This window comes from Kitasatospora sp. NPDC101235 (assembly GCF_044767505.1).
In the GTDB taxonomy this organism is placed as follows: domain Bacteria; phylum Actinomycetota; class Actinomycetes; order Streptomycetales; family Streptomycetaceae; genus Kitasatospora.
The window spans coordinates 126,292-147,862 of sequence record NZ_JBIWNZ010000014.1 but is presented as its reverse complement, the minus strand read 5'-3'; the positions used below and the strand labels follow the sequence as shown (position 1 = coordinate 147,862).

General features: G+C 74.9%; 21 protein-coding genes. 10 read left to right on the top strand and 11 right to left on the bottom strand.

The features are described from left to right. Window positions 1-59: 59 nt before the first annotated feature. A complete protein-coding gene (locus tag ACIRRH_RS23735) occupies window positions 60-2,162 on the bottom strand; it encodes a HelD family protein (protein WP_403070765.1) in 2,103 nt (700 codons plus the stop codon). Window positions 2,163-2,495: 333 nt separating this feature from the next. On the opposite strand from ACIRRH_RS23735, the gene ACIRRH_RS23730 reads away from it, so the two are divergent. Beyond that, a complete protein-coding gene (locus ACIRRH_RS23730) occupies window positions 2,496-2,657 on the top strand; it encodes a hypothetical protein (protein WP_224282761.1) in 162 nt (53 codons plus the stop codon). 12 nt (window positions 2,658-2,669) lie between these two features. On the opposite strand, the gene ACIRRH_RS23725 is transcribed toward ACIRRH_RS23730, so the two are convergent. Continuing rightward, entirely contained in the window at window positions 2,670-4,307 is a 1,638-nt protein-coding gene (locus tag ACIRRH_RS23725; protein ID WP_403070761.1) for a DNA repair helicase XPB, read from the bottom strand. A gap of 125 nt (window positions 4,308-4,432) precedes the next feature. Here ACIRRH_RS23725 and ACIRRH_RS23720 point away from each other — a divergent pair, with 125 nt between their 5' ends. Further along, window positions 4,433-4,687 (top strand): hypothetical protein, encoded by a 255-nt coding sequence (locus ACIRRH_RS23720; RefSeq protein WP_224282763.1) that lies wholly within the window; start codon window positions 4,433-4,435, stop codon window positions 4,685-4,687. An 18-nt stretch (window positions 4,688-4,705) separates the two neighbouring features. Here ACIRRH_RS23720 and ACIRRH_RS23715 read toward each other — a convergent pair whose 3' ends face one another. Beyond that, on the bottom strand, window positions 4,706-7,207 hold the full coding sequence (locus ACIRRH_RS23715; protein WP_403070758.1) for a helicase-associated domain-containing protein: 2,502 nt from the start codon (window positions 7,205-7,207) through the stop codon (window positions 4,706-4,708). Between the two features lie 183 nt (window positions 7,208-7,390). Here ACIRRH_RS23715 and ACIRRH_RS23710 point away from each other — a divergent pair, with 183 nt between their 5' ends. Next, on the top strand, window positions 7,391-8,299 hold the full coding sequence (locus ACIRRH_RS23710; RefSeq protein WP_403070756.1) for a hypothetical protein: 909 nt from the start codon (window positions 7,391-7,393) through the stop codon (window positions 8,297-8,299). Between the two features lie 95 nt (window positions 8,300-8,394). On the opposite strand, the gene ACIRRH_RS23705 is transcribed toward ACIRRH_RS23710, so the two are convergent. Next, on the bottom strand, window positions 8,395-9,030 hold the full coding sequence (locus ACIRRH_RS23705; RefSeq protein WP_403070753.1) for an NAD(P)-dependent oxidoreductase: 636 nt from the start codon (window positions 9,028-9,030) through the stop codon (window positions 8,395-8,397). Window positions 9,031-9,152: 122 nt separating this feature from the next. Here ACIRRH_RS23705 and ACIRRH_RS23700 point away from each other — a divergent pair, with 122 nt between their 5' ends. Next, window positions 9,153-9,926, top strand: a complete 774-nt coding sequence (locus ACIRRH_RS23700; protein WP_403070752.1) for an SDR family NAD(P)-dependent oxidoreductase — start codon at window positions 9,153-9,155, stop codon at window positions 9,924-9,926. A gap of 103 nt (window positions 9,927-10,029) precedes the next feature. Continuing rightward, on the top strand, window positions 10,030-10,641 hold the full coding sequence (locus ACIRRH_RS23695; RefSeq protein WP_403070750.1) for a TetR/AcrR family transcriptional regulator: 612 nt from the start codon (window positions 10,030-10,032) through the stop codon (window positions 10,639-10,641). A gap of 78 nt (window positions 10,642-10,719) precedes the next feature. Here ACIRRH_RS23695 and ACIRRH_RS23690 read toward each other — a convergent pair whose 3' ends face one another. Then, the gene (locus ACIRRH_RS23690; RefSeq protein ID WP_403070748.1) at window positions 10,720-11,601 is read right to left on the bottom strand and encodes an alpha/beta fold hydrolase; all 882 of its coding nucleotides are present in this window, start codon (window positions 11,599-11,601) and stop codon (window positions 10,720-10,722) included. A 93-nt stretch (window positions 11,602-11,694) separates the two neighbouring features. Between ACIRRH_RS23690 and ACIRRH_RS23685 the strand changes: the two genes are divergently transcribed. The 3 genes from ACIRRH_RS23685 to ACIRRH_RS23675 all read left to right on the top strand — a co-directional run bounded on the left by ACIRRH_RS23685 (window position 11,695) and on the right by ACIRRH_RS23675 (window position 14,451). Further along, window positions 11,695-12,300 (top strand): TetR/AcrR family transcriptional regulator, encoded by a 606-nt coding sequence (locus tag ACIRRH_RS23685; RefSeq protein WP_403070745.1) that lies wholly within the window; start codon window positions 11,695-11,697, stop codon window positions 12,298-12,300. 120 nt (window positions 12,301-12,420) lie between these two features. Next, a complete protein-coding gene (locus ACIRRH_RS23680) occupies window positions 12,421-13,479 on the top strand; it encodes a fatty acid desaturase family protein (protein WP_403070742.1) in 1,059 nt (352 codons plus the stop codon). Between the two features lie 174 nt (window positions 13,480-13,653). After that, window positions 13,654-14,451 carry a hypothetical protein gene (locus tag ACIRRH_RS23675; RefSeq protein WP_403070739.1) on the top strand — a complete coding sequence of 266 codons (798 nt, stop codon included), beginning with the start codon at window positions 13,654-13,656 and terminating at the stop codon, window positions 14,449-14,451. A gap of 28 nt (window positions 14,452-14,479) precedes the next feature. Here ACIRRH_RS23675 and ACIRRH_RS23670 read toward each other — a convergent pair whose 3' ends face one another. Then, on the bottom strand, window positions 14,480-14,848 hold the full coding sequence (locus ACIRRH_RS23670) for a nuclear transport factor 2 family protein (protein WP_403070736.1): 369 nt from the start codon (window positions 14,846-14,848) through the stop codon (window positions 14,480-14,482). A gap of 174 nt (window positions 14,849-15,022) precedes the next feature. Here ACIRRH_RS23670 and ACIRRH_RS23665 point away from each other — a divergent pair, with 174 nt between their 5' ends. Then, window positions 15,023-15,898 carry a LysR family transcriptional regulator gene (locus ACIRRH_RS23665; protein WP_403070733.1) on the top strand — a complete coding sequence of 292 codons (876 nt, stop codon included), beginning with the start codon at window positions 15,023-15,025 and terminating at the stop codon, window positions 15,896-15,898. Between the two features lie 63 nt (window positions 15,899-15,961). Here ACIRRH_RS23665 and ACIRRH_RS23660 read toward each other — a convergent pair whose 3' ends face one another. Then, a complete protein-coding gene (locus ACIRRH_RS23660; protein ID WP_403070732.1) occupies window positions 15,962-16,549 on the bottom strand; it encodes a TIGR03086 family metal-binding protein in 588 nt (195 codons plus the stop codon). A 72-nt stretch (window positions 16,550-16,621) separates the two neighbouring features. Between ACIRRH_RS23660 and ACIRRH_RS23655 the strand changes: the two genes are divergently transcribed. Then, entirely contained in the window at window positions 16,622-17,419 is a 798-nt protein-coding gene (locus ACIRRH_RS23655) for a DUF6597 domain-containing transcriptional factor (RefSeq protein ID WP_403070730.1), read from the top strand. Window positions 17,420-17,427: 8 nt separating this feature from the next. Here the strand turns inward: ACIRRH_RS23655 and ACIRRH_RS23650 are convergent, their stop codons facing one another. From ACIRRH_RS23650 to ACIRRH_RS23635, 4 genes are all read right to left on the bottom strand, one after another. Continuing rightward, window positions 17,428-18,414: an ABC transporter substrate-binding protein gene (locus tag ACIRRH_RS23650; protein ID WP_403070727.1), complete on the bottom strand. Its 987-nt coding sequence runs from the start codon at window positions 18,412-18,414 to the stop codon at window positions 17,428-17,430. A gap of 136 nt (window positions 18,415-18,550) precedes the next feature. Further along, a complete protein-coding gene (locus tag ACIRRH_RS23645; protein WP_403070724.1) occupies window positions 18,551-19,366 on the bottom strand; it encodes an ABC transporter ATP-binding protein in 816 nt (271 codons plus the stop codon). Next, complete coding sequence (locus tag ACIRRH_RS23640) at window positions 19,366-20,448, bottom strand: FecCD family ABC transporter permease (protein ID WP_403070721.1); 1,083 nt, start codon at window positions 20,446-20,448, stop codon at window positions 19,366-19,368. Before ACIRRH_RS23640 ends, ACIRRH_RS23645 begins: the two co-directional genes overlap by 1 nt. Continuing rightward, complete coding sequence (locus tag ACIRRH_RS23635; RefSeq protein WP_403070720.1) at window positions 20,445-21,488, bottom strand: FecCD family ABC transporter permease; 1,044 nt, start codon at window positions 21,486-21,488, stop codon at window positions 20,445-20,447. Before ACIRRH_RS23635 ends, ACIRRH_RS23640 begins: the two co-directional genes overlap by 4 nt. Between the last annotated feature and the right edge of the window lie 83 nt (window positions 21,489-21,571).

Sequence of the window (21,571 nt, the reverse complement as noted above, 5' to 3'; positions counted from 1 at the left end):
CGTGCCCGTCGTGCGGGAAGGGGGCCGGGGCGTTCGCGACCCGGCCCCCTTCCGCGTCGTCAGCGGAGCTGCTCCGGCAGCGGCTCGGCGTGCAGCACCGTCAGCCCGGAGACGGCGCGGGTCAGCGCCACGTACAGGCGGCGCAGGCCGGTCCGCTCGTCCGGCTCCCCGGCGATCACCGCGGCCGGCTCGTCCAGCACCACGTAGTCGTACTCCAGACCCTTGGCCAGCGAGGCCGGGACGAGGGTCAGCCGGGCCTCGGCGCTGGTCTCGGTGCCGGGGGAGAGGTACGGCAGGCCGGCCGCGGTGAGCGCCTCGGCGAGCTGCGGGATGCGGGCGTCGGCGGCGATCAGGCCGGTCGAGCCCTCGTGTTCCAGCGCCTCCCGGCAGGCCGCCAGGACCGCCTCAGTGCCGTCCCCGTTCACGACCTGGCGGATCGTCAGCGAGCCGGGCGCCTCACGGACCGAGGAGGCCGGGGCCAGGCCCGGGGCGATCGCCGGGAGCAGCCGGGAGGCGTACGCGATGACCTCCTCCGGCACCCGGAAGCCCTTGGTCAGCTCCTCGATGTGCGCCTCCGGCTTGCCCAGGTGGCGCAGCGCCTCCGGCCAGCTCGCCGTCGCCCACGGGGTGGTGCCCTGGGCGAGGTCGCCGAGGACGGTCGCCGAGCCGGTGGTGCAGCGGCGGCCGACCGCGCGGTACTGCATCGGGGAGAGGTCCTGCGCCTCGTCCAGCACCACGTGCCCGAGCGAGGGGGTGCGCTGCACCAGGTCGGTCGCCTCGTCCACCAGGACGGCGTCGGCCGCCGTCCAGCGGGCGGTCTTCACCGAGCGGCCGGGCTTGGGCCACAGCACCGCCTGCTGCTCCTCGGGCGTCAGCACGCCCTCGGCGCACTCGGCCAGGAACTCCGGCTCGGAGAGCAGTCGCAGGACCAGCTTCGCCGGGTCGACGGCCGGCCAGCACTCCTTGACCACCGCCTTGACCGCGCTGTTGCGGGCCACCGCGTCCTGCACCCGGTCGTCCGGGGCCTCGCCGCCCTGCTCCATCTTCAGCAGCACGGCGTGCGCGATGCGCTGCGGCAGGGCATCCCGGGCGGCGCCGTAGCGGACCTCGCGGCCCTTCAACTCCTCGATGATCTCGACCAGTTCGTACACCGGAACACGCCAGCGACGGGAGCCGCGGACGACCACGCAGGGCTCGGTGGGCAGGGTGATGCCCGACCGCACCGCCCGGCGCAGCACCTCGGCCATCCGGGCGTCGCCCTTCAGCCGGGCCGCCTTCGGGGTGTCCTCGCCCCTCACCTCGACGTGCCCGACCAGCTGCTGCACGGTGGCCTGGGCGACGTCCAGCTCGCCGAGGGCCGGGAGCACCTGCTCGATGTAGGAGAGGAAGGCGTTGTTCGGCCCGATCACGAGGGTGCCGGTACGAGCGAGGCGCTCGCGGTGCGCGTACAGCAGGTAGGCGACACGGTGCAGGCCGACGGCGGTCTTCCCGGTGCCGGGCGCCCCCTGGACGCAGATGGTGCCCGTGACGTCGGAGCGGACGATCTCGTCCTGTTCGGGCTGGATGGTGGCGACGATGTCGCGCATCGGGCCGACGCGGGGCTTCTCGATCTCGGCGGCCAGCAGGGCGGAGGCCTGCTCCGTCTCGGCCGGGTCGGTGAGGTGTTCGTCCTCGTAGGCGGTGAGTTCGCCGCCGGTGTAGCCGAAGCGGCGGCGGCGTTCGACGTCCATCGGCTCGGTGCGGCTGGCCCGGTAGAACGGCTGGGAGACCGGCGCGCGCCAGTCGATCACCATCGGGTCGCCGTCGGCGTCGTGGACGTGCCGGCGGCCGATGTAGAAGTTCTCTCCCCCGCCCGCCCGTCGCCCACCACCACCCTTGCTCGGCGCGCTTCGCGCGGCGCCTTCCTTTTCGCTGAGCTCCTCGCTGATCGCGTGCAGGTAGTCGAGGCGGCCGAAGAACAGCGGGGTGTGCGAGAGGTCGGCCAGTGCGGCGATCCTGGCCTCGATCTGGCTCTGGAGCACGAGCGCGGTGACCCAGGTGCCGGTCACGTCGCGGATGTCGAGCGACTCGACGTCCTCGCGCATGGCTCGCAGCGCGGCCCGGGACGCGGCCAGGTGCTCGCGTTCGCGCTGGAGGGGGTCGGTGGTGGAGGTGGCGGGCACAGCGAACCTTCCCGGCTGCCCCGGTGGCGGGCGCAGCGGATCGTTGGAGCTCACGGTGGGTACGGCCGACCGGTTGCCGAGCGGTCGGTACCTCCCCCGGCTGCCTGCGGGACTTCAGCAGGTACCACGGTTCGGGAGGGGGCAGACGGACGATCTTAGACCCGTCCGCCCGGCGGTTCCAGCCCGGCGGGTCTCAGGGTTCCTCCCGGCGGGTCTCGGGGTTCCTCCCTGCGGGGCGTCGGGGCCGCCGTACACCCGGGGGACGACCCGCGCACCTGCGGATACGGCCTTTGGAGTGATGCCGGCGGCCGGTCGGGTGCCTACCGTTGAAACATGAGCACCACGAACCACACCCCCCGATCCGGCCCGGCCGGCGCCACCGCCGCCTCCGGGCGCCACCGCAACCCGCTGACCACCGCCGTCCGCAACGTCGGCATCGCCCTGGACACCGCCGCGCGCGTGATCTTCCTCGGGCGCGACGGTGTCCGGTACTGAGCCCGGGTCCGTCTACAGCACGTCGTCCGCGTCGATGATCCGGTACGCGTAGCCCTGCTCGGCCAGGAAGCGCTGTCGGTGGGCGGCGAAGTCCTGGTCCACGGTGTCCCGGGCGACCACCGAGTAGAAGTGGGCCGCGTGGCCGTCCGCCTTGGGGCGCAGCACCCGGCCGAGGCGCTGGGCCTCCTCCTGGCGGGAGCCGAAGGTCCCGGAGACCTGGATGGCCACGGTGGCCTCGGGCAGGTCGATCGAGAAGTTCGCGACCTTGGAGACCACCAGGACGCTGATCTCCTTGTTCCGGAAGGCGTCGAAGAGCTTCTCGCGCTGGGCGTTGCTGGTCTCGCCCTTGATCACCGGGGCGTCCAGGGCCTCGCCGAGCTCGTCCAGCTGGTCGATGTACTGGCCGATGATCAGCGTCTGGTCCTTCTCGTGCTTCTTGACCAGCGCCTCCACCACCCGCCGCTTGGTCGCCGTGGTGGCGCAGAAGCGGTAGCGCTCCTCCGGCTCGGCGGTCGCGTAGGCGAGCCGCTCCGAGTCGGTCAGGGTGACCCGCACCTCGCAGCAGTCGGCGGGCGCGATGTAGCCCTGTGCCTCGATCTCCTTCCACGGCGCGTCGAAGCGCTTGGGGCCGATCAGGCTGAACACGTCGCCCTCGCGGCCGTCCTCGCGCACCAGCGTCGCGGTCAGGCCGAGCCGGCGGCGGGCCTGGAGGTCGGCGGTGAACTTGAACACCGGCGCGGGCAGCAGGTGCACCTCGTCGTAGACGACCAGGCCCCAGTTGCGGGCGTCGAACAGCTCCAGGTGGGCGTAGACGCCCTTCCGCTTGGTGGTCATCACCTGGTAGGTGGCGATGGTGACCGGGCGGATCTCCTTCTTCGTCCCGCTGTACTCGCCGATCTCGTCCTCGGTGAGCGAGGTGCGCTTGACCAGCTCGTGCTTCCACTGGCGGGCGGAGACGGTGTTGGTGACCAGGATCAGCGTGGTCGACTTGGCGTGCGCCATCGCGGCCGCGCCGACCAGCGTCTTGCCGGCGCCGCAGGGCAGCACGACCACGCCCGAGCCGCCGTGCCAGAAGCCCTCGACGGCCTGTGCCTGGTACGGGCGCAGCTGCCAGCCGTCCTCCTCCAGGTGGATCGGGTGCGCCTCGCCGTCCACGTAGCCGGCGTGGTCCTCGGCGGGCCAGCCGAGTTTGAGCAGCACCTGCTTGATCTGGCCGCGCTCGGAGGGGTGCACCACGACGGTGTCCGGGTCGACCCGGGCACCGACCAGCGGGACGACCTTCTTGGAGCGCAGCACCTCCTCCAGCACCGGCCGGTCGGTGGTGGTGAGCACCAGCCCGTGGGTCGGGTGCTTGACCAGCTGGAGCCGCCCGTACCGGCCCATGGTGTCCGCCACGTCCACCAGCAGCGCGTGCGGCACCGGGTAGCGCGAGTACGTCACCAGGGCGTCCACCACCTGCTCGGCGTCGTGCCCGGCCGCCCGCGCGTTCCACAGGCCGAGCGGTGTCACCCGGTACGTGTGCACGTGCTCGGGCGCCCGCTCCAGCTCGGCGAACGGCGCGATGACGCGACGGCAGTCGGCGGCCTTGGGGTGGTCGATCTCCAGGAGAAGAGTTTTGTCGCTCTGGACGATGAGCGGTCCGTCGTTCACGCGGGGGAGCCCTCCACTGGCTGACAGGGTGGATTGACGCAGACCCTCCAGTGTCGCGCATTCCGGAGGGGACGCGGGAGGCTGCTTCGAGTGACCACGGTGCGTACTCGCTCGTTGAGCGGGCCATGAAGAAGTCGAAGCGTGTTCTCACCGCCCTCGCCCTGATGGGCTCGGCCTTCGCGGCCACCGCCTCCTCGGCCGGTTCGGCCCACGCCCTCGCGGGCATCGGCGAGGGGCCCGGCGGCCTGCTCGCGGCGCCCGGGTTCCTGCTGGCGGAGACCGTCACCGGGGGGTCGATGCCGGTCGGGCAGGGGCAGATCGGCAGCCTGGCGGACAAGGCCGTCCAGGACAAGATGAAGGAGGCGCAGCAGGGGCACTGAGGCCTCGGACACCTCAGGTCACTCGTCGAGTTCCGCGACGCCGGTGATGCGGTGCAGGGCGAAGGTGCGGAGTTCTTCGGCATGGTGGTCGAAGGCGGTGACGAAGCCGCCTTCGACCTTGACCGGGTCGATGATCCGCTGGCTGGCGATGCCCTCGGCGTTGAGGTAGCCGATCCACATGCGCTCGCCGAGCAGGACGGCCGTCTGGAGGGCGGCGAGGGTCTCGGCGGCGGCGGTGCGGGGGAGGTGACGCGGGTCGGGGGAGGGCTCGCGGCGGCTGGCGGTGGCGGCGCGGTCCCCGGCCCGGATGGCCTTGATGGCGGCCGCGAGCAGGGTGTCGTCGGGGCTGGGCGGCCCGTCGGGGACGGGCACCGGTGCCGTGCGGGGCGGGGTGCGGTGGCTGTCCGGGCGGGTGATCAGCACGTCGCCCTCGGCGGACTCGGCGGCCGGGGCGTAGCCCATGGTGCGCAGGGCGGCGAGCAGGACGTCCGGGGCGGCCTGGGAGGCGAGGACGGTGGGGGCGAGCAGCCGTAGCCGCAGGTCGGCGGAGCGGCGGTCGGCGAGCACCTCGCCGAGCAGGGACGGGTCGTCGCAGCGCAGGTAGGAGGAGGCGGCGCCGACCCGCAGGATGCCGTGCCGGCGGGCGACGTCGTCGATCAGGTAGGCGAGCGGCTGCGGGACGGGCGTGCGGCTGTGCTGCTCCAGGAAGGCCCGCAGGTCGGTGGCGGTGCGGCCGGCGTCGAGGGCGCGGCGCACCGAGGCCGGGGTGAAGCGGTAGACGGTGGCGCCGCCCTTGGACTCGATGTCGGCGCACAGGGCGAGGGCTTGGGCGAGCGGGGTGAGCAGCGGGCCGGGGGCGATCGCGGTGAGGTCCGGCTGGAGGATCACGTGGTCCAGCGGCTGCGGGAGCAGCGGGGCGAGCACCTCGGCCGGGTCGGACTCGGCGGTGAGCAGGGCGCGGGCGGGGGCGGCCAGGGCGCCGCGGCCGGTGATGCCGAGGAGTTCGGCCTCGTCGAGGGTCCACGCGGTGAGTTCGTCGCGCAGCTCGCGGCCGTCCGGGCCGGTGGGGCCGCCGCGCAGCGGGCGCTGCCAGCGCAGGGTGGGGAGCAGTTCCCCGGCGGTGGCCGGGGTGCCGGGCGGGAGTTCGGCGAGCAGGGCGAGGACGGCGCGGCGGACGGACGGGGCGAGGGTGCGGTCGAGTTCGGGGCCGAGGGCGGCGCGCGGCTTGCCCCGGCCGTCCGGGGTGCCGGTGAGGGCGGCGACGCGGGTGGCGGCGAGCCAGGCGGTGGCCAGCACGGACCAGCGCTCGGCGGTGTCCAGGTGCAGCCAGGCGTCGTACCCCGGGGTGGGTGCCCAGCGTTCGTCCACCTCGCCGTCGGGGGCCAGCAGCCCCGCGGTGTAGGCGAGTTCGAGCCAGAAGGCGGTCTGCTGCTCGGTGCTCTCCAGGGCCTGGGCGGTGCGCTTGAGGTCGCGGACGCCGAGGCCACCGGCGCGCAGGGTCGGCGGCGGGGTGAGGCCCCAGCCGTCCAGCAGCTCCTCGACGGTCTTGACCGCGGTGTGTGCCTGTCCGGCCGCGGCGCCGTCCACGGCCTGGGGATCGCGCGGGGCGGCGGCGGGTGCGGGCTCGGGCTGCACGGGCTCGACGGTGCGGTGAGTGCGGCCGCCGCGCAGGTGCAGGGCGAGCTCGCGGGGCAGGACGACGCTGCCGGGGCTGGTGGGCAGCAGCAGGCCGCGGGCGAGCAGCCACTCGACCGGACTGTGGGCGTCCTCGGCGGTCACCGGGCGGGTGGCGTCCGGGACGGTGCCGGTGGGCGGGCCCCAGACCAGCCGCTCCAGCAGCCGCAGCGCGGCCTCGGGCGCGGTGTCGAGCAGCGCGGTGCAACGGGCGCGGTCGGTGAGCAGCGCGGTGAGCGCGGCGACGGCGCTGACCGGGTCCGGGGTGGCGGGCTGCCCGGCCGAGGCGAGCAGTTGCTGCAGCCGGGCCGGGGACATGCCGACGGTGGCGTCGGCGAGGGTGGGGCCGAGGCCGGTGCGGCCCGGGTTGCCGGCGGTCGGGGCGAGCGCCTCGCGGACGGCGAGGACCAGCCGCAGCCCGTTGTCGGGGCCCCAGAGCAGTGCCCGGTCGCGCAGGGTGGCGATCGCGCGGGGCAGGGCGGCGGCGACGGCGGACCGGTCGGCCGGGGTGAGCGGGGTCGCGCCGGGGTGCGGCTTGACCTTCGACGGGCCGGTCAGCAGGGTGCGGACGGTGCTCAGCGAGGTGCCGTCCGGGGTGGTGGCCAGCGCCTCGGCGACCTGGAGGGTGAAGCGGTCGAGCCGCTCCAGGGCGCGCAGCGCGGAGGCGCGCGAGGAGAGCCGGGCGGACAGCTGGGTGAGGTCGCCGGGGACGGGGTTCAGCAGGTCGGGGCGGGAGCGGAGCAGGGCGGCGAGCGCGTCGTCGGGACGGGCGCGCAGCTCCTCGGCGAGGGTGCGCGGGCCGGTGGCGGACCTGCCCCGGCGTTGAGGGCCCTGCTGTGTGGTCATTCGACCTAGGTTAGTCGGGCGCGGGGACGGCGGGGTGGCCTGCGCAGCGCCGTATCGCCGTCCCGGGGTACTCGTACCGCCGGGCCCGGCGGGTGGACTCGCGTGGGCGGGGGCGGGGTAGGTAGCGTCACGCCGAGGGCGGTTCGGTGGGCGGCCGGTACGGGCAAGGCGGGGTGGTCGGTGATGACGGACGGCGAGTGGTGGCGCAAGAGCGGGCCGTGGAGCCAGCGTTCGGTCGGTGGCTCGGGCGACGCCTCGGGGGCCGGCCCGGGTGAGGCCGTTTCGGGCGGCGCTCCGCAGGCTCCGTCCGCGCCCGTCCCCGGTCCCGACCCCGACAGCGTGTACGACCCGCCGGCGCCGAGCGCGGCCGGCATCCCGTCCGTGTCGCTGGACCTGCCGGACGTGGCCGCCGCCGAGGGGCGGTCGGACGCGCTCCCGCCGCCGACGGTGTCGAGCACCGGCCCGTGGACGATGACGCTCTTCGACTTCTCGGACGGGCTGCAGCCCGCACCGAAGCCGATCCCCGAGCAGCGCACCGCCGAGGATGCCGTGACGGCGGCCGAGCCCGCGGCGGAGGCGGCGAAGTCCGCGGACCCGAAGAAGAAGCCGCGCTGGGGCTGGCTCAAGCCGGCCCCTGCCGCGCCTGCCGCACCCGCCGCGCCGCCCAAGGCCCCGTCCGGGAAGGCCGGGGGTAGGGCCAAGGGCAAGGAGGCGGAGAAGGGCGCGCCCGCCCACAAGCCCTCCCCGCTGATCCTGCTCTCCTGCGGCCTGCTGGTCGGCGGAGCGGTCTCCGGCTTCTTCCCGGCCATGCTGGCGGGCTGGGGCCTCGGCTACCTGTCCCGTCAGATCTCCGAACTGATGCGCAAGTTCGTGATCCTCGGCATCCCGCTGATCACGATGAGCGCGACCACCCTCTACGCCATGCAGCAGGCCAAGCAGGCCGGCGGCCAGGGTGGCGGCCTCCAGTCGGGCTCGCCGCTGGGTCAGATCAGCTGGTCGGCGGCCCCGAACGTGCTGCGGGTGTCCGCGGTGCTGTCGGCGGTGGTCCTGCTGTTGCTCGCCATGCGCCGCCGCCCGCCGCAGCAGGACTGAGCCGGGGCCGTTCCGACGGCCTTTCCCGTGACGGCTGTTCGCGGCCCGGTGGCCGGAGCTGTCCGCGACGGTGCGCGTGCCGCGTGGTGGCCGCGTCAGTCGTCGGCGAGGTGGACGAGGCGGCGGAAGGTCTCCGGGTCGCCGAGGTGGCCGACGATCCACTCGGCGACGGTGGCGCGGGTGGCGGTGCCGGCGCGGGGAAGCGGCCGGTCGTACGAGACCTGGGGGCCCGCGGACGGCGGTCCGTCCTTGAGCATCGGCACCCGGACGACCGTCCAGGCGGTGTCGGACCCGGCGAGCACCGCCTCCATCCGGGCCAGGTCGTGGTGGATCTCCCGGTACAGCCGGTCGACCACCAGCCTGGTCACCACCCGCTGGGCGAAGGGGAGTCGACCGGTGTCCAGGCCGGCCGAACTCATCGTCACCAGGTGCCGGGCGCCGCCGGCCCGCATGGCAGCGGTCAGCTCCCGGGCGCCGTCGGAGAAAACGGTGGTGGCCCGGCGGCCGGTGGTGCCGAGGGTGGCGACGACGGCGTCCTGGCCGTTCAGCGGTCCGTGCAGGGAGCCGGGCCGGCTGACGTCGGCCCGGGCGGTGAGCGGGGCGCCGTGCGCGAAGCGCGGTAGCCGGGCGGGGTCGCGGGCGACGGCGGTGACGGTGTGTCCGGCCGTCAGTGCGAGGTCGACCACCAGGCGGCCGGTGCGTCCGGTGGCGCCCACGACTGCGATCCTCATCGGTTCCTCCTTGGGAGTGCCGGGACTTGGACGGTGCTTGGCATTCATTCAGACGGGCTGTATGAATGAAATCAAGTGAACCACAGCACACCGTGAGAGCAAGTCCAAAGGAGTGATGGGGCATGGGAGTTCGGCAGGTTCGGTACCCCGACCTGGACGGCCGGGTGGTCGTTATCGCCGGCGGCAGCCGTGGCATCGGCGCGGAGACCGCCCGCGCCTTCGGCCGGCAGGGTGCGGCCGTCGCCGTCCTCGGCCGCGACGAGGCGGCGCTGACGGAGGTGGCCGAGCAGGTGCGGGCGGAGGGGGTCCGGGCGCTCGGGCTGGTCGCCGACTGCACGGACGCGACGGCGCTCGGCTCCGCCGCCGCCCGGATCGAGCGGGACCTCGGCCCGGTCGACGTCCTGGCCGCCTTCGCCGGCGGCGACGGCTACCCGGTGCCGACCGCCCGCGAGACCGAGGAGCACTGGCGGGCCGTGCTGGACGGCAACCTCACCGCCACCTTCCTCACCGTCCAGGCCTTCCTGCCCGGCCTGCTGGCCCGCGGCAGCGGTTCGATCGTCACCATGGCCTCCACGGCGGGCCGGCTGCCCAGCGGTGCGTCCGCCGCGTACGCCACGGCCAAGGCGGGTGTGCTGATGTTCACCCGGCACCTCGCCCAGGAGGTCGCCGGTGAGGGCGTGCGGGTCAACGCCATCGCGCCGGGCGCCGTCCGCACCGAGCGGACCGCCGCGCAGATGCCGCCCGAGGTGCAGGCCAAGGTCGCCGCCGCGTACCCGCTGGGCCGCCTCGGCGAGCCGGGGGACGTCGCCTCGGCCACGCTCTTCCTGGCCTCCGGCGCGTCCTCCTGGATCACCGGGCAGACCCTGGACGTCAGCGGCGGGCGGATCATGCTCTGAGCGGCGGGGCCGGCTGCCCCGTCGAACGCCCGGGGCCGGGCCGGGCGCGGTGAACCGATCGGCGATACTGCCAGTTCGCGCGGAACGAGTGGAGGCGAGCGGGATGAGCCCCCGGTCCTACCGGATGGGACAGCGGCAGGCAGAGGTCGACGAGACCCGCGCCCGGATCGTCGCGGCCGCCCGCGCGCACCTGGCCGAGACCGGCGGGGTCTCGCTGGACGCGGTCGCCCGCCGTGCGGACGTCGCCCGGGCGACCGTCTACTACCAGTTCGGCTCCAAGGCGGGCCTGCTGGAGGCGGTCTGCGACGCCCTTGCCGCACAGGGCGGCATGGCCCGGCTCGCCGAGGCCTTCACCCTGGCCGACCCCTGGGCGGCGGTGGACCGCTTCGTCGAGGTGATGGGCGGCTTCTGGGCGGTCGACCGGGTCTGCACCCGCCGCCTGCGGGCCCTCGCCGCGCTCGACGAGGAGGTCGGCCGGGTCATCGCCGACCGCGACGCCCGCCGCCGCGAGGGCGCGGCGGTCCTCTCCGGCCGCCTGCCCTGCGCCCCGCCGGACGCGGCCGGCCTGCTCTTCGTCCTCACCGCCTTCGAGACCTACGACGCGCTGGCGACGGAGGCGGGGGCGCCGGACGGCGGCGGCGATCTGACCGCCGCCACCCCGGCGGTCACCCGTCTGGTCCGCGCCGCCCTCGGCGGGCCGGCGGAGCGGCCGTAGCGGCGCAGTGCCGGCCGCGGGCCTCGGCAACAGGGGGAGAGCGCCGGTGCCGTCCCGGTCGGCCGACGGCCGCTGCGGTCAACCGGCCTGCCGCGCGGCCGTGTCGAGGATGCCGGCGGTCACCGCCGCCGGGTCGTCGGTGGGCAGCGAGTGCCCGGCGCCGGGGACGATCTCGACCCGGGCGGCCGGCACCAGCCGGTGCAGGCGGTCGGCGACGGCCCGGGCGTCGTGCAGGGCGCTGCGCTCGCCGAGGAGGAAGAGGGCGGGGGCGGTGAGCCGGCCGAGCTCCTCGTCGGTGAGGGTGGCGGCCGGGGGCAGCCGGCGGCGGAAGCCCGTCGAGGCGCGGAGCAGCGCCATCAGCTCGGTCTCCAGGACGGCGCTGTTGCCGACCATCCGGGCCAGCCGGGGGCGCAGCGGGCGCGGGGCCATGGCGGCGAGGCCGCCGAGGATGAGCCAGGTGTAGAAGCGGCGGTCCAGGTCGGCCAGGCCCGCCGTTTCGACCAGGGTGAGGGCGGCGGCCCGGCCGGGGTGGTGGATCTGGTGGTTGAGGGCGATCCAGCCGCCGTAGGAGCAGCCGACCAGGTGGGCGGCGGGCAGGTCGAGGGCGGTGAGCAGCTCCTCCAGCCAGTCGGCGGCGTCGCGGCCGTCCGCGATGGGGGTGCTCTGCACGCTGGCGCCCGGTTCGCCGACGGTGTCCACGGCGATCACGGGGTGCCGGGCGGCGAGGGCGTCGAGGTGACGGTGCCACATCAGCGCGTTGCCGCCGGAGCCGGGCAGCAGCACGATCGGCCGCCCCCCGGCGGGATCGGTGCGGCCGGTGCGGTACACGCGGGTGGTGCCGTAGCCGGTGGGGACGTCGAGCGCCGTCCACGGCTCCGGCCGGAGTTCGGTCAGCGCGCGCTCGTACGCGGCGCGGAAGCGGGCTTCGGCCTTGCCGTTCGTGAACTCGCTGATTCGCATGGTACATGTGTATCACATGCATGATACGGGTGTACCAAGTGAAGCGGGCCCGACCGTCGGGCCCGACCGTCGGGTCCAGCTACGGAGGCCGGAATGACCGCGAAGGTCGACCACGAGGAGCGCCGGCGGCAGATCGCCGAGGCCCTGCTGCGCATCGCCGACACCCAGGGCCTGCAGTCCGCCAGCATGCGGGCGGTCGCGACGGAGGCCGGGGTCTCACTGCGGCTCGTGCAGTACTACTTCACGACCAAGGAAGGCCTGCTGCTGGACGCCCTGGCGAGGCTCGGCACCCAGCTCCAGGCCCGGATGGAGCGGTGGATCGGCCAGGCGCGGGCCCCCCGGGAGGTGGTGACGGCGATCCTGTCCTGCATCCTGCCGACGGACGCCGAGAGCCGCCGGATCACCAGGACGTACGCGGCGTACTACACGCTGGTGCTCGGCGACCCCGAGGTGCTGGAGAAGCAGGCCGCGCAGCCGCCGGTGGTGCTGGAGGGCTTCCTCGCCAAGCAGCTCCGCGCGGCGCAGCAGGCCGGGGAGATCGGGCCGGAGCGGGACGTCGAGGCGGTCGCGGCCGGGCTGCTGGCGATGGTCAACGGGCTCGGCTCCAGCGTCCTGGGCGGCCAGCGCACCGGCGAGCAGGCGCTCGCGGTCCTCACGTACCACCTGGACGAGCTGTTCGGGCGGCCGGCGGCGGGCTGACGGCCCCGCGCCGCCGGTCGCCGCAGCGGGCCGCGCCCCTCGCGGCAGGGGGGTTAACACCCGTACGGGACGGGTGCTTTCCCCGTTCTGCGGGCGGGCCGGCCGCGCCAGACTCTGGGCATGCCCGCGCAGCCCGTGATGACGACCGAAGCGCCCGAAGCCCCCTCCCCCCGGCCGGGGAGCGGCGGCAGCGACTTCGCCCAGTTGACCCGCCGGATAGCTGCCGAGGGTCTGCTCGACCGGCGCCCCGGCTACTACGCCGTCCGTGCGGGCCTGGTGCTCGCCGCCTTCCTCGGCGGCTGGTACGCCCTGTTCGCGCTGGGCGACACCTGGTGGCAGCTGGGCCTGGCGGCGGCGATGTCCGTCGTCTTCGCCCAGATCGGCCTGCTCTCCCACGACCTGGCGCACCGGCAGGTCTTCGACCGGCGAGTGCCGAGCGAGATCGGCGGCCGGATCGCCGCCAACCTGCTGATGGGCATGAGCTACGGCTGGTGGATGAACAAGCACACCCGCCACCACGCCAACCCGAACCACGAGGAGCGGGACCCGGACGTCGCCCCCGAACTCCTGGTGTGGTCCAAGCGGCAGGCCCGGCAGGCGAGCGGCCTCGCCCGGTTCATCGGCCGCCGGCAGGCGTACCTGTTCGTCCCGCTGCTCCTGCTGGAGGGCCTCAACCTCAGCTTCAACAGCTTCCGTGCGCTGCGCAGCCCCGTGATGAAGCGCCCGGTGCTGGAGGGCGTGCTGCTGGTGGTCCACTTCGCGGCCTACCTCGGCCTGGTGTTCGCCGCGCTCCCGGCGGGCAAGGCGGTCGCCTTCCTCGCCGTGCACCAGGCGCTGATCGGTGTCTACCTGGGCTGTGTCTTCGCCCCGAACCACAAGGGCATGCTGATGGTGACGCCGGAGATGAAGCTCGACTTCCTGCGCCGCCAGGTGCTCACCTCGCGCAACGTCCGGGGCGGAATGGTCATCGACTCGGTGATGGGCGGCCTCAACTACCAGGTGGAGCACCACCTGTTCCCCAGCATGCCGACCCCGGCGCTCGGGCGGGCCGCCCGGATCACCCGGGAGTTCTGCGCGGAGAAGGGCGTTCCGTACTGCGAGGCGGGCCTGTTCCGCTCCTACCGGGAGATCTTCGCCCACCTGCACCGGACGGGCGAGCCGATCCGCTCCGGTGGGTGACCGTCACGCCCCGCAGGGCGGTGGACAGGCCTGAACGCCGGTGTCCCGCACGGGAAGTCGGATCCGCCGACCTCCCGTGCGGGACGGCTCTTCACCGGCACCGCCCGTCCGGCACCGCGTTCACGCCCGTACGATGCCCCGGGCGGGGTGGGCGGGGTGGGCGGAGACCGGGGGGTGGGTGTGGTTCGGTTCTGGCTGCGATGGGTGCTGATCGCGGTCCTGGGGGTGGCGGTCGTGTTCGGCGGCTGGGCGGGGTGGCGGCACTACCGCGCCACGGCCATTCCGGCCCCGCCGGACGTCCCGGGGCTGGCGCAGGCCCCGGAGACCGGGGAGGCCCGCCGGGCGGCCGAGGAGCGGATGGCCGGCCGGGTCGACCGGCTGCCCGAACTGCTTCCGTGGGCCCAGGTGTTGGGGAGGTCGACGGTCGACGTGTGCCGGGCCGACTACCGCGGCGACCTGTGGATCCGGGGCAAGTGGCTGCCGGCGGCCTGCGAGCGGACCGTGAACGTGTACCTGGCCTTCGACGGGAGCGACGTCCGCTCCCGGCTCGCCGACCTGGACCGCTACCTGGCCGACCAGGGCTGGCGGAGCTCGCAGCGGTGGGAGGGCCTGGTCGCGGCCGACCAGTACGCCCACCAGCCGCCCGCCGACCCGACCCCGGAGGAGGTCGCGGAGGCGGCGGCCAGGCCGATCACCCCGTCCGTGGAGTTCGAGCTGTCGACGGGCGAGGCGGTGCGGACGGTGCTGGCCGTGAGTGTCGCCCGGCCGCCGGGCCCCGAACTCCTGACCTCCGGCGAGGACTACTGGTACGAGAAGTACGGCAGCCGGCGCTACCGGAACGACGAGGGGCAGCGGTCCGAGTACCTGACCTGGCAGCCCGTGCGGCCGAGCGAGATCACGGGGCCCGCCGAGGGCCGGTACGTGGCGGTCCTGGGCTTCACGACCAGGTACGTGCAGAAGCAGGGCGGGTAGGACCGCTGCCGGTGGCCGGCCCCCGCCCTCAGGCCTTCTTCTCGATGCCGGCCAGCAGGCCGCGGGGGTCGAAGGTGACCCGGATCCGGGCGATCCTGCCGTTCTCGACGTGCATCCAGTTCGCCGTCGGCGCCGGTGGGGCGATGGTCGTGCACAGCTCGAACCAGGTGATCACCTCGTCGCCCTCGGCCACCCGGACCTTCACGTCGATCCTCTCCAGCACCTGCCCGAGCCCCTTCAGCCCGGCCAGCGCCTCCTCCACCCCGGAGGCCGTCCCCAGCGCCCCGACGAAGTCGACGTCGTCGGCCAGCAGTTCGCGGATGGTCTCGAACTCGCCCGCCTCCCAGGCGGCGAAGTAGGTCTCGGCAAGCTCGCGCGCACTCTTCGTCGTCGTCATGCGTCCATCCTCCCGACCGCTCCGCAATCGGTCCAACAGATGAATCAGATGCCTTCCATCTCTGTCAGTGATGGAAGAAGGGTGCGCCGCCGTGTGACCGGCGGGCCGCAGTCGTTCATCCGGCGGGCCGATCGGCCGGGTGGACGGCGTGCCGGTCGAATATCGTCACCGGTCATGGAGATGCACCAGCTGCGCTACTTCGCCGCCGTGGTCGACGAGGGCACCTTCACCGCCGCCGCTGCCCGGCTGCACGTGAGCCAGTCCGGCATCAGTACCCAGGTGGCCAAACTGGAGCGCGAACTGGGCCAGCAGCTGCTCGACCGGGCCGGCCGGCAGGTGCGTCTCACCCCGGCCGGCGAGGCGGTCCTGCCGCTGGCGAAGAACGCCCTGGCCACCCTCGACGCCATCCGGCACACCGCCGCCGAGTTCGCCGACGCCGTCCGCGGCCGGGTCCGGCTCGGCATGATCACGGGCTGCTCGATCCCGCCGTTCCTGGACACCGTCGCCGACCTCGGCCGCAGCCACCCCGGCATCGAACTCAGCCTGCACGAGGGGCACTCCGCGGACCTCCAGGCGCAGGTGCTGGCCGGCTCCCTCGACCTGGCCCTGATCGGCTACGCGGGCGAGGTCTGCCCGGGCCTGGAGGCCACCGTCGCCGTCGACGAGCCGATCGCCGCCGTCGTGCCCGCCGGGCACCCCCTCGACCGGGCGCAGCTGCGACTCGCCGACCTGTGGGGCGAGAAGATCCTCTGCCTGTCCCCGGGCACCGGGATCCGCGCCGCCTACCAGGACTCCTGCCGCCGGCTCGGCCTCGACCCGCGGGTGGACATCGAGGCCAGCTCCCCGGTCGCGCTGCTCCGGCTCGCCGAGCGCGGCGCGGGTGTGGCCGTCCTCAGCGCCTCCTCGGCCGCGGGCGCCGGGCTGCGGGCCGTCCCCCTGGCCGACGCCGCCGCGCACGCCCGGCTCGGCCTGGTCGCCCGCCGTGACCAACCGTCCCCGGCCGTACGGCTGTTGCGGGCCAGGCTCAGGGCGGCGCTCAGCTTCGAGTGACCGTCGGACGGCTCGTGCGGAGGCGTGAACGCCACGCGGGCGAACGGGCCCGGTGCCGGCGGCTCAGGCCTTCCAGTGCGGATCGCGCCCCGAGGCGGCCAGTGCGCGGTCCCACGCGGAGGCGTCCTGCGGCAGTGCCACCGACTCGGCGAAGCCCGCGTACTGCCGGTACAGCTCGGCGTTCTCCGCCACGATCTCCCCGGCCAGCAGCGCGAGTTCCTCGTCGACCTCGATCCGCCCGCCGGTCGCCCGGGCCACGTCCCAGCCGTGCAGCAGCAGCTCCAGGATCAGCATCCGGGCGATCCCGACCGCCGGCACCGGGGCGCCGCCGAGGTCGACGTCCCCCTCCCAGGCCGCCGGGTCGGCCCAGGCCGCGACCGCGCGCTTCAGCTGGGCCGCGTACGCGGAGCTCCAGTCGGCCTCGGCGGCGAAGTCCCGCGAGCTCAGCTCCTCGGGCAGCTCGACCCGCCGGGCCCGGTGCTCCAGGCCGTGCGAGCTGTAGAGCACCCAGTGGTTGATCAGCGCGCGGGTGTCGAACTCCGCGCAGGGCGTCGGCGCGTCCAGCGGCAGGCCGGCCGGAACGGTGGCGGCGACACCGGCCGCGGCGGAGGCGGCACGGGCCAGGAACGGGTGCATCGGGTGGGCGTTCATGGTGCCGATTCTGGCCGGGGCGCACCGGTCGGTCTTGAAGAAACGCGACGCCCGGGCCCTAGCCTGGCCGTCATGGACTCCCCGGACCCTCCCGACCTCGGCCGCGGTGTGCTCCACCCCGCCCGGGCGGCCGAGCTGATCACCGTGGACCGGCTCGCGCCCGACCCCGCCGTGGCGCGGTTCGTCGAGTACTACTGGCTGGTCCGCTGGGACCTGCACGGGCTGCCGCCGTACGAGCAGAAGGTGCTCGCCCACCCCAACGTCCACCTGGTCTTCGAGGCCCCGCGGGCGCGCGTGTACGGGGTGGACCGCTCGCTCTTCGTCCGCCGCCTGGAGGGTGCCGGGCACGTGCTGGGCGTGCGGTTCCGCCCCGGCGCCTTCCGCTCGTTCGCCGGGCACCCGGTGAGCGGGCTGGCCGACCGGTCCGTGCCCGCCGCCGAGTACTTCGGGCCCGCGGCCGACCGGCTCACCGCGGAGATCCTCGGGGCGCCCGGCAGCCCCGCCGCCCTCGTCGACGCCTTCCTGCGCCCCCGGCTGCCCGCGCCCGACCCGGTCGCCGCCGAGGTCGCCGCCATGGTGGACCGGATCACCGGCACGCCGGACCTGTGCCGGGTGGACGAGCTGGCCGTCGAGCTGGGCCTGACCGTCCGCCGCCTCCAGCGCCTGTTCGCCGAGTACGTCGGCGCCTCCCCGAAGTGGGTGCTGCGCCGCGCCCGCCTCCACGAGGCCGCCGAGCGCGCCCGTACCGACGGCGAGTTGGATCTGGCCGCGCTCGCCGTCGAGCTGGGCTACGCGGACCAGGCCCACCTCACCCGGGACTTCACCGCCGCCGTCGGCGTCTCCCCGGCCCGCTACGCCGGGACGCGCTGAGCCGGGCCCTACGCGCCCAGGAAGCGTTGCAGCTCGTCCAGCACGTAGTTGGCCCCGGTGTACCCGATCCCCTGGAACCACAACTGGTCGTCCACCGGGAACGCCCGGTGCCCCTTCACCGCCGCCAGCGCCTGCCAGCCCGGGCTCGCCAGCACGGCGTTGGCGCCCGACCGCTCCGGATCGCCGTACGTCGCGTACAGCAGCAGGTCGCCGTCGGCCCTGGCGAGCTGGTCCGGCGGGACCTCGACGTCCGACTGGTCGACGTTCTGCGCGTCCGGCCGGCCCACCTGGGCGTCGGCGAGCACCGTCCCGGGGAAGCTCTGCCGGCCGAACACCCGGATGCCGCCGCCCTCCACGAACCGCACCAGGCTCACCCTGCGCCCCGACAGCCTCGCCGCCGCCAGGGCCTGGGCCACCTGCCCGGCGTGCTTCTGGTACGCGCCGGCGAAGGCCGCCCCGGCCGCCTCCCGGTTCAGCGCCTGGGCGTGCAGCTGGAAGTCGGCCTTCCAGGGCGCCCCGGTGGTCTGGGTGAGCACGGTCGGGGCGATCTCCCGCAGCTGCTCGTAGCGGTCGCCGTCGCGGGCCTGGTTGGAGAGGATCAGGTCCGGCCGCAGCGCCCGTACGGTCGGCAGGTCGGGCGCGCCGGCCGGGCCGACCAGCCGGATCCCGGTCGTCCGGGAGGCCGGCCAGTACTCGGGGTAGCGGGTGTCGCGGGCCGGGAGCGCGGCGCCGACCGGGGTGATGCCGAGGGTCAGCGCGGAGTCGAGCACGTCGGTGTCCAGCACGATCACCCGCATCGGCGCGCCCGGCACCACCACCGGGCCGGTGGCGGCGTTCACCGTCACCGGCGGCAGCGGGGCCGGGGACGGCGAGGCGCCGGTGGCGGGGCCGTCCGCGGCCGCCGGGGCCGGCCGCCTGTCGGTGCAGCCGGTGGCCGCCGTGAGCGCGGCTCCACCGAGACCGGCGAGGAGGGTGCGGCGGGAGATCCGGGGCATCGGTGGTCCTCTGGCGGCGGGGCTGGGTGCCGTCGATTATGTCCGAAATGGTGGCTAAAGTTCCGTTAAGTGTGAGTTCCGTCAGGCGGGGGAGCGCCGCCGAGCGCGCTCCCAGCCCCCGCGGGCCCGCGCCCCCTCAGGCCCGCGCCGCCGCCTCCCGCGCCGCCCACGGGGCACCCGGCACGACCAGCGGCGTGCCGGTCACCGGGTCCGGCACCACCACCGAGTCCAGCCCGAACACCTGCCGCACCAGCTCGGCCGTCACCACGTCCCCGGGCGGGCCCTGCGCCACCACCCGGCCGTCCCGCATCGCCACCAGGTGGTCCGCGTACCGGGCGGCCTGGTTGAGGTCGTGCAGCACCGCGACGACGGTCCGGCCGCGCTCGACGTTCAGCCGGCGGACCAGGTCCAGCACCTCCACCTGGTGCGCGATGTCCAGGTAGGTGGTCGGCTCGTCCAGCAGCAGGATGTCGGTGCCCTGGGCGAGCGCCATCGCGATCCAGGCGCGCTGGCGCTGGCCGCCGGACAGCTCGTCCATGCTCCGCTCGGCCAGCTCGGCGGTGGAGGTGCGCTCCAGCGCCTCCGCGACCGCCGCCTCGTCCTCCGGCGACCACTGCTGCCACCAGCTCTGGTGCGGCTGGCGGCCGCGCGCGACCAGGTCCGCCACCGAGATGCCCTCGGGGGCGGTCGGCGACTGCGGCAGCAGGCCGAGCCGCTGGGCGATCCGCTTGGTCGGGATCCGCGCCAGCTCCTCGCCGTCCAGCAGCACCGCGCCCCGGACCGGCTTCAGCAGCCGGCCGAGGGCCCGCAGCAGGGTCGACTTGCCGCACGCGTTCGGGCCGACGATCACCGTCACCCGCCCGTCCGGGACGGCCACGTCCAGGTCCTCGACGACCGTGCGCGCCTCGTAGGCCAGGGTGAGGCCCCGGGCCTCCAGACGGTGAGCGGACATCAGGAACCTCCACGGCGGGATCGGATCAGCAGCCACATCAGGTACGGCGCGCCGACCATGCCGGTCACCACGCCCACCGGCAGCTCGGTCGGGGCCAGCAGCCGCCGGGCGATCAGGTCGGCGAGGACCACCACCAGCGCGCCGGTCAGCGCCGAGCAGAACAGCGGGACCTGCGCCGAGCGGGCCAGCCGCAGCGCGATCTGCGGGGCCATCAGCGCGACGAAGTCCACCGGCCCGGCGGCCCCGGCCGCGCACGAGGCCAGCACGATGCCCAGCAGCGCCATGCCGAGGCGGATCCGGTCCAGGCGCAGGCCGAGGCCGACGGCGGTGGCGTCGTCGAAGGAGATCGACCGCTGGGCGCGGGCCGCCCACAGTGCGACCGGCAGGGCGGCGAGCAGCACCCGGGCGAGCCAGCCGGCCTGGTCGTAGCCGGCGCCGTTCAGGCTGCCGGTCATCCAGACCTTGGCGGCCTGGGCCTGGAAGCCGTCGCCCTTGGTGAGGAAGACGGAGGTGAGGGACGACAGCGCGACGCTGATCCCGATGCCGATCAGCACGAAGCGCTGCGCGTGCAGGCCGCGCCGCCAGGCCAGCGCGTACACCAGCAGCCCGGCCACCAGGCCGCCGGCCACCGCCGCGTACGGGGCCTGACCGGTCGAGCCGACCACGCCGTACGCCATCAGGCCGACCACGGTCGCGGTCGCGCCCCAGGTCACGCCCACCACGTCGGGGCTGGCCAGCGGATTGCGGGCGACGGTCTGGATCAGTGCCCCGGCCAGCCCGAGTGCCAGGCCGACCAGCAGCCCGACCGCCACCCGGGGCAGCCGGAACTCGCCGACCACCAGCTCGTGCGGACTCGGCTGCCCGAGCACCACCTTGACCACCTCGCCCGGCGGGACGGTGGACTCGCCCAGGCAGAGCGAGGCCACCACCGTCGCCGCCAGCGCCACCAGCAGCCCGACGGTGACGGCGACCGAGCGCCGGTGCACCAGGAACGACGCCCGCCCGGCCCGGACGACGGAGTAGCCCCGCAGGGAGACGGAACCCGTGCCGGGGACGGAACCCGTGCCGGGGACGGAACTCATGCCGCCACCACCTTCCGGCGGCGGACCAGGGCCACCAGCACCGGGACGCCGACCAGGGCCGTCATGACGCCCGCCGGGACCTCGGACGGGGGGAACAGGACCCGGCCGAGGGTGTCGGCGAGCAGGAGCAGCGCCGGGCCGAGGACGGCGGAGAAGGCGAGGATCCAGCGGTGGTCGGCGCCGGCCACCGCGCGGGCCGCATGCGGAACGGCGAGGCCGACGAAGGCGACCGGGCCGGCCGCCGCGACCGCCGAGCCGGTCAGGACGGTCGCGCCGAGCGCGCCGACGGCCCGGACCAGGCCGGTCCTGGCGCCCAGCCCCTTCGCGGTGTCGTCGCCGAGCGCGAGCGCATCCAGTCCGCGTGCCACCGCGACCACCAGCACCGTGCCGACGGCCAGGAACGGCAGCAGCTGCCAGGCCACGTCCGAGGTCCGTCCGGAGAGCGAGCCGACGTGCCAGAAGCGGAACTGGTCCATGGTGGCCGCGTCGGTGGTCAGCACCAGGGTGTTGAGCGAGGCGATGAAGGCGGACGTCGCCGAGCCGGCCAGCGCCAGCTTGACCGGCGTGGCCCCGCCCCGGCCGCGCCCGGCGAGCCCGTACACCAGCACGGTGGCGACCACCGCGCCGACGAAGCCGAACCAGACGTACCCGGTGAGGGTGGAGACGCCGAAGCCGGAGATGGCGACCACCACGCCGGCCGCCGCGCCCTGGGAGACGCCGAGGATGCCGGGGTCGGCGATCGGGTTGCGGGTCAGGCCCTGCATGACGGCCCCGGCCAGTCCGAGCGCCGCGCCGACGGCCAGCCCGACGACGGTGCGCGGCACCCGCAGCTCGCGGATCACCACGGCGTCGGCGGTGTCGCCGCCGTGCAGCAGGGCGTCGAGCGTGTCGCCGAACGGGATGGTCCGGCTGCCGACCGCCAGGCTCAGCAGCACCGCGGCGGCCAGGACGGCGAGTGCGGCGGCGAGCCACAGTATTCGGCGCCGCGGCGCGCGGTACGGCGCGCGGGGCGCACCGGGCGGTGCGCTGGTGTCGGTCATGGGCCCTCTCCGCAGACAACTCAGGTAAACCTAAGTTCAGCTGCGAAGCCCGGGCAAATTGCCTCGTGGCCGCGGCACCTGTT